A 13,874-nucleotide genomic window follows, 5' to 3' on the forward strand; every position below is an offset into this window, starting at 1 on the left:
TTATCTGGTGATGCGGGCCAGATTCTGGTCAGCCAGGCCCGCGAGCTCGAACAGGTCGGCGGGCGCCACCTTCCGGCCGACGACGAGCATGCTCATGATGACCTTGCCGCGCCGGATGACCACCGAGCCGATCTGCGCGTCGCCGTGGCCGCCCGACGCGGTGGTCAGGTAGGCCCGGGACTCCTCGCCCCGCGTGGGCATGCCCAGGTCGCGCGTCCGGTAGGTCACCCGCGTGCCGTGCACGTCGGCCCCGTAGGAGGCGCACTGCGCGGGCAGCGGCGCGGGAAAGGCGGAGGCGGGCATGGACACCAGCGCCTGGGTGATCGAGTCGCTGCCGGAGGAGAAGGCGACCACGGCGGCGGGCGCCTCCGCGACCTCGGGCTTGGTCAGGTCCAGCTGACCGGCCCCGCCGCACTCGGGCCGGTCGAGCTTGGCCTGGCGCACGGCGGAAAGACCCTGCCTGGTGGACTTGAGCGAGCCGAACGCCCCGGCCTCCGGCCCGTAGGCCAGGCTCATGCCCTTGGGGGTGGGCAGCAGGCCGGCCCGGAGCCTGGCCGCTCCGGGCGCGGACCGGGACGGGGACGGGGTGGCGGACGGGTCGGCGGGCGTGGTGCCGGACGGGTCGGCGGCCGGGGGCACGTCCGGCAGGGGCGCGCCCACGACCTCGTCGGCGGCACATCCCGATATGGCCATCATGCTCAGACAAATGAGAGAAAGAGCCTTAAGCATGAATTCTCCACTCCCCTAAAGCGACTTACAATAAAACGCTAGAGGAAGCGCGGAGTAACGAGCCGAGCAACGGCGCTATTCGCGTAATTCAGGTGATTCGCGAACGACCTCGGAGTTTGCTCCATTGGGAGTGGGGACGGGGGCGACGGGCGCCTCCGACGCGGGCCGGTTGAGCAGCGTCCTGGCCAGGCCCAGACCGGCGCCGCCGAGCGTGAGCGCCTTGGCCAGCATCTCCTCCACACCCTGGGCGCCGTTGAGCACCACCATGTGCTCGACGTTGCCGAACGCCTTGGCACCCGCCTCGACCACCTCGGGCCAGCGCTCGGCCAGCTGCTGGGCGACGACCGCCTCCTGGTTGGACGCCAGCGCGTCGGCGCGGGCCTTGATGGCGTCGGCCTGCGCCAGGCCCTTGGCCCGCGCCGCGTCCGCCTCGGCCATGCCGCGCAGCCTGGTCGCCTCGGCCTCGGCCTCCCCGAGCAGCCGGATGCCCTCCGCCTCGGCCTGAGCCCGCGCCACGGCGGCCCGCCGCTCCGCCTCGGCGATGGTGACCTGCTCGTAGGCCCGCGCGTCGGCCGGCCTGCGCACCTCTCCCTCCAGCCGCTTCTCGGCCAGCACCGCCTCCAGCTCGGCGGCCGTCGTCTGCTGGACCACGACCTCCTGGCGCGCGGTCGCCTCGGCGAGCGGCCCGGCCTGCTTCGCCTTGGCCGCGGCCCGGTCCATCTCCGCCTGGTAGCCGGCCTGCTGGATGCGGGCCTCGCGGATCGCGGCGGACTTCTTGATCTGGGCCTCCTGCTCGGCGCTGTTGGCCTCCTGGTCGCGCTGCGCCTCGGCGGTCCTGGCCAGCGCCGACACGGCGGCGGCGTGGGGGCGGCCGAGGTTGACGATGTAGCCGGTGGCGTCCTCGATCTCCTGGATCTGCAGCGAGTCGACGATCAGGCCGAGCTTGCTCATCTCGTCGGAGGAGGAGGTGCGGATCTCGTTGGTGAGCGCGTCACGGTTGATGATCAAGTCCTCGACCGTGAGGTTGCCGATGATCGAGCGCAGGTGCCCGGAGAAGAGCTGATGCGTCTTGTCGTCCACGGTCTTCTGCTGGTCGAGGAAGCGCCGCGCCGCGTTGGCGACGGAGGCGAAGTCGTCGCCCACCTTGTAGATGACCACCCCGCGTACGTGTACGGGGATGCCCTGCTTGGTCACGCAGTTGACTTCGAGTGGCGAGACCCGGCTGTCGAGTGAGATGCGGCGCGCAGTCTGGAACCCCGGCACGACCAGCGCGCCCTTCCCCGTGACGATCTTGAAGCCGAGCGTCTCCCTGCCCCGCGCGCCCAGGCCGGAGATGATGATCGCCTCGTTGGGCTCGGCGACGCGCCAGATCAGCTTGAAGGCGACGATCGCGACAAGTGCCAGAGCCACGATGACGCCGGTGAGAACTAAGTCCATGGCTACCCCCTGGATGATGTAGGGACTTCCCGGCTCAGCTGTTCGTGACGGCGGGCCGGTCTATTGCGCTTTGCCGGAGGACTCCGGTTCGGAGCCGTTCGGGGTCGCGCCGTTGAGCAGCGCCCTGGCCAGGCCGAGGCCGGTGCCGCCGAGGGTGAGCGCCTTGGCCAGCATCTCCTCCACACCCTGGGCGCCGTTGAGCACCACCATGTGCTCGACGTTGCCGAACGCCTTGGCACCCGCCTCGACCACCTCGGGCCAGCGCTCGGCCAGCTGCTGGGCGATGACCGCCTCCTGGTTGTCCTTCAGCGCCTGCGCCCGCGCGCTGATCGCCTGCGCCTCGGCCAGGCCCTTGGCCTGGGCGGCCGCCGCCTCGGCGAGCCCGAGCGCCTTGGCCGCCTCGGCGTGGGCCAGCCCGCGTGCCTTGGCGGCCTGGGCCTCGGCCTCTCCCGCGACCTTGGTGGCCGCGCCCGCCGCCTCGCCGCGCAGCCGTACGGACTCGGCTTCGGCCGCGGCGGCCTGCTTGACCTGGGAGGCCTGCGCGACGGCGCGCAACTCGGTCTCGCGCGCCTCCGCCTCGGCCTGGGCGATGCGGGCGTCCCGCTCGGCCTGGGAGAGCGTGACGGTCTCGTACGCCTTGGCGTCTGCGGGCTTGCGGACCTGCGACTGCAGCCGCTGCTCCGACAGCTGCGCCTCCAGCTCGGCGGCCCTGGTCTCCTGGACGACGACCTCCTGCCTGGCCGTCGCCTCCGACAGCGGCCCCGCCTGCCGGGCCCTGGCCGCCGCCTGGTCCATCTCCGCCTGGTAACCGGCCTGCTTGATCTTGGATTCGCGTACGGCGGCCGCCTTGCGGGCGGCGGCGGCCTGCTCGGCCTCGGTGGCCTCCTGGTCGCGCTGCGCCTCGGCGATGCGGGCCACGGAGGCGACCTTGGCGGCGTGCGGCTTGCCGAGGTTGACGATGTAGCCGGTCTCGTCGTCGATCTCCTGGATCTGCAGCGAGTCGACGATCAGCCCCAACTTGCTCATCTCGTCGGCGGCCGACGCCCTGGTCTCGCTGGTCAGCCGCTCGCGGTTGAGGATCAGGTCCTCGACCGTGAGGTTGCCGATGATCGAGCGCAGGTGTCCGGTGAACAGCTCGTGGATCGCGCCGGTCATGAAGTCCTGCTGGTCGAGGAAGCGCCGGGCGGCGTTGGCGATCGAGGACAGGTCGTCGCCCACCTTGTAGATCACCACGCCGCGGATGTGCACAGGGATGCCCTGTTGGGTGACGCAGGAGACCTGGAGGTTGGCGGCCCTGGTGTCCAGGCGCAGCCTCCTGGACGTCTGGAAGCCGGGCAGCACCGCCGTACCCTTGCCGGTGATTATCTTGAAGCCGAGGCTGTCCGGGCCCTCGCTGCGCCGGCGCGCGCCGAGACCCGAGATGATCAGGGCCTCGTTGGGCTCGGCGACCCGCCAGACGGCCTTGAAGAGCAGGATCAGCACGATGACGGCGACGAGGATGCCGCCGCCGAGAAGAAGGAGCTCGGGGGACATCGGGGGCCTCCCTAGACGAGTGCTCTGGCCACATAAACCGTGCGCGGTGGGAAGTAGTCCACCACGATCACGATCGTTCCGACGGAGAACTCCTCGTCAGGCACGGTCGGATGAGCGTAGAAAGCCTCCACGCCACCTCTGACCGGGACCATGACCTCGCCGACGAGGCCAGGGCCGATCTTGCCTGTGACCCTGCCCTGCTTGCCGACCACCCGGACTCCCCCCGTCGTGATATTTCGGACGCTACTCCAAACGGGCATTCGCGGTAATAGGTCACGCAAAATGTTTCTCGAAGCACTGCGCGGCAGGACGCGGCTTTTACCCGGAGTCCTGAGGATCGGCGCATGAGCGACATGAACGCGCGCTCGGCGCGCGACCTCGGGATGGACCGGCCCATTTCGCGCCGCGACTTCTTGGACGGCGTCGCCATGGCGGTGGGCACGCTGGCTCTGGGAGTGTCGGCGGGCTGTACGTCGCGGCCGGGCCCGCCGGAGTCGGGCGAGACCTTCCCGCCGGGCGTTCCCCGGGCCGAGGTCTCTCCGCCGAGCCTGACCGGACTGCGGGGCGGCACCCCGGAGTCGCTCAGCGTCGCCCACGCGCTCCGCGACGGCCGCTTCTGGCAGTACGCGGGCACGCCCGTGCCCACCGGGGAGCACTACGACCTGGTGGTGGTCGGCGGGGGCATCAGCGGGGTGAGCGCGGCCTTCGAGTGGCACCGCCAGAACCCCGGAGCCCGCATCCTCATCCTGGACAACCACGACGAGATCGGCGGGCACGCGCGGCGCAACGAGTTCCACCCGGCCGGCCGCAGCGGGGTGCTGGTCGGCTGCGGCGGCTCACGGTCGCTCCGGACGCCCTCGGTGTGGACGCCCGAGGGCAAGGAGCTGCTCCACCGGCTCGGCATCGAGCTGAAGAGGTTCGACCGGTACTTCGACCAACGCCTCTACGGCGACCTCGGGATGCATCGCAGCGTGATGTGCGACCGGGAGACCTTCCGGACCGACGCCCTCGTCCGCATCACCCCGAAGACGCGGACCGAAGAGTGGGTCAAGGGGCTGCCGATCGCCGAGCAGGCCAAGAAGGACCTCGTCATGCTGTACGACAAGCCGCGCGACTGGTTCCCCGGCCTGTCGCAGGAGCGGAAGGAGGAGCGGCTGGCGGCGCTGACCTACTCGGACTTCCTGCTGAAGGTCTGCCAGGTGCACCCCGACGTCGAGCTGTTCTGCCGGACCATGCCGAGCGTCATGTGGGGGTACGGCACGCAGACGTTCGGCGCGATCGACGCCTGGGGCAGCGACTACCCGGGTTTCGGCGGTCTGGGGCTGGACGGCGGCAAGCCCTCCCGGTTCAGCTCGCCGAGTATGAAGAAGGAGTGGAAGGCGGCCGACCCGAACATCTACCACTTCCCCGAGGGCAACCAGGCGCTGGTCCGCATGATGGTCGGCCGGATGATCCCCGGCTTCACCGATTCCACCTCCATGGACGGCATCACCACCGCCTCCTTCGACTACGGCCGGCTCGACCTGCCCGCGAACCGGGTCCGCTTCCGGCTGTCGAGCACGGCCGTAAGCGCGCGCAACGACGGCCCGGCCGACACGGCGGGCACCGCGACCGTCGGCTACTTCGACGGCCACCGGGTGCGTACGGTCCGCGCCGGCGCGGTCGTCCTGGCCTGCTGGAACATGGTCATCCCCTACCTCGTCCCCGACCTGCCCGAGGACCAGAAGCAGGCGCTGCGCGACGCGGTCAAGATGCCGGTGGTGGACGCCATGGTGCAACTGCGCGACTGGGAGGCGTGGCAGCGTCTAGGCATCGACCGCACCCGCTGGACGGGCGCCTACTGGTGCCTGTCGGAGCTCGACCACCCGGTCACCATGCCCGGCTACGACTGCCCGACGAAGCCCGGCAACCCGATCAACGTACGCATGCTGGCCGCCACGTGCCGCTCGGAGCTGGGTCCGGCCGCGGGCGCCGCCACGGGCCGGAACGAGCTGCTCAACACGCCCTACAGCCGCCTGGAGTACACCATCCGCGACCAGCTCGCCCGGCTGCTCGGCCCCGGCGGCTTCGACCCGGCCGCGGACATAGAGGCGATCACGGTCAACCGCTGGGGCCACGGGTACGCCCCGGAGTACTGCCGCCCGTGGAACTCCTTCTATCCGGACGGGCCGTTCCCCGCCGATCTCGCGCGCCGGCGGTTCGGCAGGATCGCGATCGCCAACTGCGACTCGGTACCGGCCTCCCGCGCCGACGCGGCCATCACCGCCGCCCATCGGGCCATCAGCGAACTGCCGACATGAGGCCATGGCTACGCGTCTTCCTGATCGGCCTCGTGCTCTGGGTGGCGAGTGTGATCGTCACCGCGTGGACCGCCAACTCCAACCTCGTGCCGATGGTGGTGCTGTTCGGCAGCTTCCTGGTCCCGGTCACATTCGTGACCTGGGCCTACGGGCGCGCGCGGTCGCCCGAGGTGACGGTCGAGACGATGTTCGGCGCGTTCGTGATCGGCGGCGCGCTGGGTGTGCTCGGCGCGTCCCTGCTGGAGAGCTGGCTGGTCCAGCCCTCGCTCCTGATGTACGTGGTGGTCGGCCTGATCGAGGAGGGCGTCAAGCTGGCGGCCCTGATGTTCGTCTCGCGGCGGCTGATCCGCCGGACGACCAAGGACGGCCTGGTGCTCGGCGCGACCGTGGGCTTCGGCTTCGCCGCGCTGGAGAGCGCCGGGTACGCCTTCAACTCGCTCTTCACCTCGGCCGGGCTGTCGCTGTCGCAGCTCGTCGAGACCGAGGTGCTACGCGGGGTCCTGTCGCCCGTCGGCCACGGCCTGTGGACGGCCATCGTGGGCGGGGTGCTCTTCTCCGCCGGGGGCCGGCTCAAGGGGCGGGTGGTGCTGGCCTATCTCGGGGTCTCGCTGCTCCACGCGTTGTGGGACTCGATGAACGCCATCGCCATCGCGATCACGCTGGTGCTGACCGGGCAGGTGTGGCAATTCCAGTTGCTGCGCATCGGCAGGGTGCCCGGCGTCACCGAGGCGCAGGTGCACGTCTACACGATCCTGGAGTGGGCGGGGCTCCTGGTGATCTCGCTGGCCGCGCTGCTGTGGCTGCGCTCCGTCAGCCGCTCAGGGAGGTGACGCCGGCCTGCCCGCCTCAGCCCTTCAGGGCGGTGAGGCTGGCCTGCCAGAGGCGTTCGGCCAGGGCGGGGTCGGACATCGCGGACGGGACCGGCTCCGGGGCGCGCTTCGCGAAGTAGGCTCCGGCGCGCCGCTCGCCGTCGGTGTGCGTGGCCAGGTGCACCAGCGTGCGCGCGCCGTACTCGGGCGGCTTGGCATAGCCGGGCACGGCCAGGAACATCCGCATGATCCACGTCTGCGCCGCGAACCCGGTGCGGATCACGCCGGGATGGAAACAGGTGGCCGCCACCCCCCGGGCCGCCAACCCGACCGTGAACAGGGCGTTCGCCTGTTTCGTGTCGCCGTACTGGAGCCAGCCGTTCCATCGTCGCCGCTCACGCGACAGGTCGTCCGGGTCGAGCCGGCCGCTTCTGCCCGCCCGTGAAGAAGTGGTGACTACCCTGTCGACCCGATCTGTTAGAGAATCGGTCAACAGAAAGGGGGCAAGATGGTTGACCTGAACCATCAGCTCGTGACCGTCCACCGTAATCTGGCGCCCCGGACTCATCACACCCGCGTTGTTGGCCAGTACGGCAATTCGGTCATAACGCTCACGCAACACCGCCGCGAGCCTACGAACGTCGTCAAGCGATGTGTAGTCGCAGGTCAAAACATCGGCTTCCGGCCCGCTCAATCCGTCGGCCACGGCTTTGAGCCGAGTCTCGTCCCGACCGACGAGCACGACCCGGTGCCCCCGTCGTGACAGCTCGGCCGCCGCCGCGGCGCCGATGCCGGCGCTCGCCCCAGTAATCACGCTAATCAACGCGTTCCTCCCACTGCGCCGGAAGCATAATCGGTGCTAGTCTCCTGTGCGATCTTCCGGAGGTGTGTTTACACAGAGTGTGCAAATACCCCTCGACTCCGAGGTTGGGACATGGGCTCGCATAACCGGTCAATTCGGTTCAAGATCTTCTTATTGCTGTTGCTACCCCTCCTGTCTCTGAGTGCGCTCTGGGGCTTTGCCCTCAATCTCACCGTGGGTGACGGCCAGGCCCTGCTAAGAGCCAACACGCTTTATCAGACGATCGGCATCACCTCCACCGACCTGGGCTTACAGCTCCAAGCCGAGCGGGCCCAATCGGCCGTGGCGGTCACCACCCGTCAACTCACCCAGGAGCTCGGGACACAGCGCGCCCGCACCGACAAGTCCGTGGCCGACTTCCAGAAGTCCGCCGTGACAGCGGGTGACGCGATCAAGGACAACCTGCGCGCCTCCCTCGACACCCTCACCGCGGAGCTGAACCGCCTCGGCTCCATCCGCGCCGACATCGACGGCGGCATCAGCTCCCGGCTGACCAGCCTCAACGAGTACAACCGGGTCCTCGACGCCATCTTCCGGCTCTACGACCACCTCGTCTCGGTGCCCGACCTGCCGCTCTTCCAGCAGGCGTCGTCGCTGCAGGCCATGGGCAACGCCCGGGAGATCATCGCCCGCGAGCACGCGCTGGTCAGCGGCGCGCTCATCGACCGCCGACTCACCGAGCCGGAGCTCACGGCGTTCACCGAGTACGTCGCGACCCGCAGGTTCCTCAGCGCCCGCGGCCAGGCCGGGCTCGACACGGCGCTCCGCAGGCCGTACGAGCAGATCTTCGCCGGCGAGCCGTTCAGGGACTTCACCGCCATGGAGGCGCGCATCATCGCGAGCGGCGCCCCACCCGCCGACGGCGCGACGTGGAACGCGACCGTGGACCGGCTCGCGGCGCAGCTCGACAAGCTCGGCGCGTCGTCCGGAGAGGTGCTGAGCGAGCGCGCGCTCGACGCCGCCACCAGCACCATGGTGAAGATCGGCACCGCGGGCGGTCTCGGGCTGATCGCCGTGCTCGCCTCGATCATCATCTCCGTACGCTTCGGCCGCCGCCTCGCCGGTGAGCTGGCCGCGCTCAGGTCCGCGGCCGTGGAGCTGTCCGACAACCGGCTGCCCAGCCTGGTCGACCGGCTGAGCCGGGGCGAAGAGGTCAACGTCAAGAAGGAGGCCAAGCCGCTCAAGGTCAGCGGCGCGGCCGAGATCGTCGACGTGGCCAAGGCGTTCGGCTCCGTGCAGCGCACCGCCGTGAACGCCGCCGTGAGCCAGGCCGCGATGCGCCGCGGCATCGGCCAGGTGTTCCTCAACCTGGCCCGGCGCAAGCAGGGCCTGCTGCACCGCCAGCTCGCGCTGCTCGACGGCATGCAGCGCCGTACGCACGACCCTGACCGGCTGGAAGAGCTCTTCCGCCTCGACCACCTGACGACCCGGATGCGGCGTCACGCGGAGAGCCTGATCATCCTGTCCGGCTCCGCCCCCGGCCGGGCCTGGCGCAAGCCGGTGCCCGCGGTGGACATCGTCCGGGCGGCCATCGCCGAGGTCGAGGACTACACCAGGGTCACCGTCGAGGCCATGCCTGGCAGCGCGCTCGACGGAGCCGCCGCCGCCGACCTCACCCACCTGGTCGCCGAGCTGGTCGAGAACGCCACCATCTACTCTCCACCGACCACCACCGTGGTCGTCCGCGGTGACCTGGTGAGCAACGGCTACGCGATCGAGGTGGAGGACAGAGGGCTGGGGCTGTCTCCGGGCGAGTACGCGGCGTTCAACGCACTGCTGACCAACCCGCCGGAGTTCGACCTGGCCGACAGTGACCGGCTCGGCCTGTTCGTGGTGGCCAGGCTGGCCGAACGGCACGGCATCCAGGTGCTGCTGCGCCGTTCGCCGTTCGGCGGCACCACCGCGATCGTGCTGGTGCCGCGCGGGCTGGTCCACGACCAGGCCGCACTCGAGGCGGGCGGCGACGGGGAGGCGCCCGCGCTGCCCAGCCGTACCAAGAAGAAGACGCTCGCGGTGGTGAACGGCACGCATGCCGGGCTGCCAAGGCGAGTGAAACAGGCAAATCTGGCACCCCAGCTCAAGACGGACGAGCCGCCTGAGCCGGAACCGGAAGCGAAGACAGAGCGCTCTCCCGATGAGGTACGGGACCTGTTCTCCGCCTACCAGCGGGGAACCCAACGCGCCCGAGAAGAAGCGAATGAGGAGGGGGAGGCATGAGTGTGCCGACGACCAACACCGGTGAGCTGAACTGGCTCCTCGACGACCTGACGAGCAGGGTCGGAGCAGTACGCCAGGCCGTCATCCTGTCCACCGACGGCCTGGCGGTCGGTTACTCCAAGGGACTGAGCCGCGAGGACGCCGAGCACCTGTCGGCCGTGGCCGCCGGGTTCCAGAGCCTGGCCCGAGGCACTGGACGGCACTTCGGCGGCGGCGACGTGCGCCAGACCATCGTCGAGATGGAGTCGGCGTTCCTCTTCGTGACGGCGGCGGGGAAGGGCACCTGCCTGGCCGTGCTGGCCGACGCCAACGTGGACGTCGGGCACATCGCCTATGAGATGGCGATGCTCGTCAAGCGGGTGGGGCAGCACATATCCACCAACCCCAGGGCGACATCGTCATGAACGAACCCCCGCGGTGGCTTGACGAGGACGCGGGGCCGGTCGTCCGGCCCTACGCCCTCATTCGCGGGCGCACCAGAACCTCCGGAGAGGCGTTCGACCTCATGGCGATCGTCTCCGTCGTCAGCGACACGGAGGCGTACGATCTCGAACCCGAGCAATTGCTCATCCTGCGGGCAGCGCGTAACCCGATCACGGTGGCCGACGTGGCCGTCGAGCTCGATCTGCCCGTAGGCGTCGTCCGGGTGCTGCTCGGCGACCTGCGTGACCACGGCCTCATCTCGGTGACGTCCCCCTCGGAAAAGGGGCCGCGTCCGAATGAGCGCATTCTCAAGGAAGTGATCAATGGACTCCGTGCTCTCTGAGGACCCCGTCGCGCTGAAGATTCTGATCGCCGGGGGGTTCGGCGTGGGCAAGACCACGCTGGTCGGCGCGATCAGCGAGATCAGGCCGCTACGCACGGAGGAGGTGCTCTCCGATCGCGGCGTCGGCGTCGACGATCTCGACGGTGTGGAGGCCAAGACCACCACCACCGTCGCGATGGACTTCGGCCGTATCACGATCCGCGAAGGACTGGTCGTCTACCTGTTCGGCACCCCGGGGCAGGAACGGTTCTGGTTCATGTGGGACGAGCTGTCCTACGGCGCGCTCGGGGCCGTCGTGATCGCCGACACCCGGCGACTGACCGACTGCTTCCCGTCCGTCGACTACTTCGAGCAGCGCGGCACGCCGTTCGTGGTGGCCGTCAACTGCTTCGACGGCGCCGACCGGCACAGCGTGGACGACGTGCGGATCGCGCTCGACCTGGACGACGACGTGCCCGTGCTGCTCTGTGACGTGCGGCGGCGCACCTCGGCCAAGGAGGTCATGGTCACGCTGGTCGAGCACTCGCTGAGGACGATGACGTCGGCGAACTAGAGCGCGCGGACCGTTGATGACCTCGGCTGATGACCTCGGCGAGCTAGAGGGCCCGTAGACCGTTGATGACCTCTCTGAGCAGGCTCTCCGTAGGGGTCGTCGCCTTGGCGAGCGGCGGCCGGACCGACACCAGGCCGTAGTCGAGCAGATCGCCGAGCAGTACCCTGGCCACCCCCACGGGCAGGTTCAGCTCGGCGGCGATCTCGGCTACCGGCCTGGTCTGAGCCATGACGCAGTCCATCATCCGGCGGTGCTGACCGCTCAGCTCCGCCTTGGCGGGCACCGGCAGGCCGGTCGACGACACGGTCGCCAGGAGGTCGAGCTCGGGTGACGAGGACTTGGTGCGCCCCCTGGCCACCGCGTACGGCCGCACAACCGGGCCGGCCTCCTCGTCAACCCACTCGTCTGGCCCATGGGTCACGATTGGGATCCCCCATCCTGATCGCTGTCCTGCCGCCCGCGCTGCCAACCCGACTGGAGCGAGGAGAGCAGAGCCCTGGCCTCCTCCGGTGAGCGGCTCTCGGACGAGAGTGCCTCAGTCTGCTCGGGGGGTGGCGACTGCTTGAGCTGCTCCGGCAGGTTGGCCTGTCGCACCCGGCGGGGCAGCGCCGACTCCTGGGACCGCTCAGGGCCGTGCTTGGCCGTGCGCTGGCGGCGTGGCAGCTGGCCGGGGGCCGTCGTGTCGTGAGGCGTCCTGGTGTCGTGAGACGTCCTGGTGTCCTGAGGCGTCCTGACCACCGAGACGGACACCGACTCCAGCTCGGGCATCCGCACCGGCGTCGGGAGGGCCTGGATCAGCGCTGTGGGCACCAGCACGATCGCGGTGGTGCCGCCGTACGGGGAGGGCTTGAGCGTGACCGTGATGCCGTGTCTGGCGGCCAGCATGCCGACCACCGAGAAGCCGAGCCGCTCGGTCTGCGACGCCTCGAACTCGGGCGGGCTCTCCAGCCGCTCGTTGACGGCCTGCCGGGCCTCGGGGGTCATGCCCAGCCCGCGGTCCTCGACCTCGACGGCGAAGCCCCTGCCGACCAGCTCGCCGCGGACCGACACCTCGTTGCCCGGCGAGGAGAAGGCGGCGGCGTTCTCGATCAGCTCCGCGAACAGGTGCATGAGGTCGGCCACGGCCGCGCCGGAGACCCCGCACTCCGGCATCGGGTAGACGCGGACCCGGGTGTACTCCTCGACCTGCGCGGCGGCGCCGCTCAGCACGTCCTCGACCGGGATGACGCCGCGCCACCTGCGCCCGGCGGAGCCGCCGGACAGCAGCACCAGGCCCTCGGCGTGGCGGCGCATGCGGGTCGTCAGGTGGTCGATCTTGAACAGCCGGGACAGCGCCTCCGGGTCCTCGGTCTCGCGCTGCATCTCGTCCAGCAGCTTGAGCTGGCGCTGCAGCAGCGACTGGCTGCGCCGGGCCAGGTTGCGCAGCGCCTCGGAGACGCCCTGGCGCAGTTTTGCCTGTTCGACGGCCGCGTCCACGGCGGTGTACTGGACGCTGTCGAACGCCTTCGCCAGGTCGTCGATCTCGCTGGTCGCGCCGTCGCACATCTTGATGGGCGGCACCTCGGCCGGGATGTCGACGTTCTTGCCCTGCCGCAGCTTCGTCACGACGCCGGGCAGCCGGATCTCGGCCAGGTCGAGCGCGTTGCGGCGGAGCGCCGCCAGCTCACGGCTGACGCGCCGGCCCACCCGGATGGAGATGAAGATGGACAAGGCGACCGCGATGAGGCCGAGGACGCCCGCCACGCCGGCCCGTACGAGGATGGCGATGCCGGCCGGCGTCATCCGGGCCAGCAGCCGGTCCCCGTTGTCCCAGATGACCTGGGTGTAGGCCTTCAGCTCGGGGTCGGCCATGCCACGCCAGACCGCCGGGTCGAGCATCCGGCCCGCGACGTAGCCGTCCAGCGCGCGCTCCATCGCGGCCCAGCGCGGGGACTCGGTGACCTGCTCGAACGGGGTCCGCAGCTCAGCGTCGAGGTTGGCCATGGCCTTGGGGAACATGTACGTCCGCGTGCCGTCGAGCTTCGCGAGCATGTGCATGTCGCCCATGGACGGCTTGCCGTTGGCCGCGATGATCAGCGAGTGCTCGCGGCTCAGCAGCTCGCGGACCTCACTGGCGGCGATCAGACCCTGCGCCTGCTGGGCCAGCTCGACGTCCGTGCCGAGAGTCAGCGACGGGTACAGGTGATGGACCGCGTCGCTGACCGCCGAGTATTCGGTGATCAGCGTGCCGGGGGTCAGCTGGCGGCTGTCGACCTTCTTCCTGATCTCGGGCAGGCGGTCGACGGCCGTGAAGACGTCCTTCAGCCGCCCGCGCATCTCAGGGGTGAGGGCGGCCTGCGTCGTCTCCGACAGGCCCCCGTCGGAGAGCCGCTTCTTGACCTCGTCGACCTTGCCGCGTGTGGCGGCCAGCTGGGCGGGGTCGGCGACGCCGCCGGAGATCACCTCGGCGGCGGCGAGACGCTCCTGCTCGATTGTGTAGACCAGGAAGTCGGCGTGGTTGATGACTCCGGACCAGATCGTGTCGACCTTCAGCAGGCCCATGGCCTCACCGGAGGTGGTGCTGGCGGCGAAGCCCCAGAGTCCGACCAGAGAAACCAGTGGGAGAACCAGCAGCGTCGAGATCTTGAATCTGATGGATCTGCCAGATGCCATGACGCCCGCTCCCGGA

Annotated in this window: 13 protein-coding genes; 6 read left to right on the plus strand and 7 right to left on the minus strand. The window is 69.9% G+C overall.

Annotation, left to right across the window (positions count from 1 at the left end; translation table 11 throughout):
• From AB0C30_RS49450 to AB0C30_RS49465, 4 genes are all read right to left on the minus strand, one after another.
• Positions 1-696 carry a hypothetical protein gene (locus tag AB0C30_RS49450; RefSeq protein ID WP_357957535.1) on the minus strand — a complete coding sequence of 232 codons (696 nt, stop codon included), beginning with the start codon at positions 694-696 and terminating at the stop codon, positions 1-3.
• 108 nt (positions 697-804) lie between these two features.
• Entirely contained in the window at positions 805-2,166 is a 1,362-nt protein-coding gene (locus AB0C30_RS49455) for an SPFH domain-containing protein (protein WP_357957537.1), read from the minus strand.
• Between the two features lie 60 nt (positions 2,167-2,226).
• On the minus strand, positions 2,227-3,699 hold the full coding sequence (locus AB0C30_RS49460; protein ID WP_357957539.1) for an SPFH domain-containing protein: 1,473 nt from the start codon (positions 3,697-3,699) through the stop codon (positions 2,227-2,229).
• 11 nt (positions 3,700-3,710) lie between these two features.
• On the minus strand, positions 3,711-3,911 hold the full coding sequence (locus tag AB0C30_RS49465) for a hypothetical protein (RefSeq protein WP_225300038.1): 201 nt from the start codon (positions 3,909-3,911) through the stop codon (positions 3,711-3,713).
• Positions 3,912-4,043: 132 nt separating this feature from the next.
• Between AB0C30_RS49465 and AB0C30_RS49470 the strand changes: the two genes are divergently transcribed.
• Both AB0C30_RS49470 and AB0C30_RS49475 read left to right on the plus strand, forming a co-directional pair.
• Positions 4,044-5,999, plus strand: a complete 1,956-nt coding sequence (locus AB0C30_RS49470; protein ID WP_357957541.1) for an NAD(P)-binding protein — start codon at positions 4,044-4,046, stop codon at positions 5,997-5,999.
• Positions 5,996-6,829, plus strand: a complete 834-nt coding sequence (locus AB0C30_RS49475; protein WP_357957542.1) for a PrsW family glutamic-type intramembrane protease — start codon at positions 5,996-5,998, stop codon at positions 6,827-6,829. Before AB0C30_RS49470 ends, AB0C30_RS49475 begins: the two co-directional genes overlap by 4 nt.
• A 16-nt stretch (positions 6,830-6,845) precedes the next feature.
• On the opposite strand, the gene AB0C30_RS49480 is transcribed toward AB0C30_RS49475, so the two are convergent.
• Positions 6,846-7,622, minus strand: coding sequence for an SDR family NAD(P)-dependent oxidoreductase (locus AB0C30_RS49480; RefSeq protein ID WP_357957544.1), 777 nt, complete (start codon positions 7,620-7,622; stop codon positions 6,846-6,848).
• 222 nt (positions 7,623-7,844) lie between these two features.
• On the opposite strand from AB0C30_RS49480, the gene AB0C30_RS49485 reads away from it, so the two are divergent.
• Genes AB0C30_RS49485 through AB0C30_RS49500 form a run of 4 tightly spaced genes read left to right on the plus strand, consistent with a single transcriptional unit; the run spans position 7,845 to position 11,206 of the window.
• Positions 7,845-9,887 carry an ATP-binding protein gene (locus tag AB0C30_RS49485; RefSeq protein WP_357957546.1) on the plus strand — a complete coding sequence of 681 codons (2,043 nt, stop codon included), beginning with the start codon at positions 7,845-7,847 and terminating at the stop codon, positions 9,885-9,887.
• Positions 9,884-10,291 carry a roadblock/LC7 domain-containing protein gene (locus AB0C30_RS49490; protein WP_357957548.1) on the plus strand — a complete coding sequence of 136 codons (408 nt, stop codon included), beginning with the start codon at positions 9,884-9,886 and terminating at the stop codon, positions 10,289-10,291. The genes AB0C30_RS49485 and AB0C30_RS49490 overlap by 4 nt, the downstream gene beginning before the upstream one ends.
• Positions 10,288-10,653 carry a DUF742 domain-containing protein gene (locus tag AB0C30_RS49495; protein WP_357957550.1) on the plus strand — a complete coding sequence of 122 codons (366 nt, stop codon included), beginning with the start codon at positions 10,288-10,290 and terminating at the stop codon, positions 10,651-10,653. Before AB0C30_RS49490 ends, AB0C30_RS49495 begins: the two co-directional genes overlap by 4 nt.
• Positions 10,634-11,206 (plus strand): ATP/GTP-binding protein, encoded by a 573-nt coding sequence (locus tag AB0C30_RS49500; protein WP_225300026.1) that lies wholly within the window; start codon positions 10,634-10,636, stop codon positions 11,204-11,206. The genes AB0C30_RS49495 and AB0C30_RS49500 overlap by 20 nt, the downstream gene beginning before the upstream one ends.
• 43 nt (positions 11,207-11,249) lie before the next feature.
• On the opposite strand, the gene AB0C30_RS49505 is transcribed toward AB0C30_RS49500, so the two are convergent.
• Entirely contained in the window at positions 11,250-11,627 is a 378-nt protein-coding gene (locus AB0C30_RS49505) for a DUF742 domain-containing protein (protein ID WP_357957552.1), read from the minus strand.
• Positions 11,624-13,858, minus strand: coding sequence for a nitrate- and nitrite sensing domain-containing protein (locus AB0C30_RS49510; protein WP_357957554.1), 2,235 nt, complete (start codon positions 13,856-13,858; stop codon positions 11,624-11,626). The genes AB0C30_RS49505 and AB0C30_RS49510 overlap by 4 nt, the downstream gene beginning before the upstream one ends.
• Positions 13,859-13,874: the final 16 nt, after the last annotated feature.

The organism is Nonomuraea sp. NPDC048901, from assembly GCF_040649695.1.
In the GTDB taxonomy this organism is placed as follows: Bacteria; Actinomycetota; Actinomycetes; order Streptosporangiales; family Streptosporangiaceae; genus Nonomuraea.

Bases quoted from the DNA above. Each gene is read 5' to 3' on its own strand.
- AB0C30_RS49500 (WP_225300026.1), top strand. From the start codon at position 10,634: ATGGACTCCGTGCTCTCTGAGGACCCCGTCGCGCTGAAGATTCTGATC.
- AB0C30_RS49455 (WP_357957537.1), bottom strand. From the start codon at position 2,166: ATGGACTTAGTTCTCACCGGCGTCATCGTGGCTCTGGCACTTGTCGCG.
- AB0C30_RS49490 (WP_357957548.1), top strand. From the start codon at position 9,884: ATGAGTGTGCCGACGACCAACACCGGTGAGCTGAACTGGCTCCTCGAC.
- AB0C30_RS49450 (WP_357957535.1), bottom strand. From the start codon at position 696: ATGATGGCCATATCGGGATGTGCCGCCGACGAGGTCGTGGGCGCGCCC.
- AB0C30_RS49495 (WP_357957550.1), top strand. From the start codon at position 10,288: ATGAACGAACCCCCGCGGTGGCTTGACGAGGACGCGGGGCCGGTCGTC.
- AB0C30_RS49470 (WP_357957541.1), top strand. From the start codon at position 4,044: ATGAGCGACATGAACGCGCGCTCGGCGCGCGACCTCGGGATGGACCGG.
- AB0C30_RS49460 (WP_357957539.1), bottom strand. From the start codon at position 3,699: ATGTCCCCCGAGCTCCTTCTTCTCGGCGGCGGCATCCTCGTCGCCGTC.
- AB0C30_RS49475 (WP_357957542.1), top strand. From the start codon at position 5,996: ATGAGGCCATGGCTACGCGTCTTCCTGATCGGCCTCGTGCTCTGGGTG.
- AB0C30_RS49510 (WP_357957554.1), bottom strand. From the start codon at position 13,858: ATGGCATCTGGCAGATCCATCAGATTCAAGATCTCGACGCTGCTGGTT.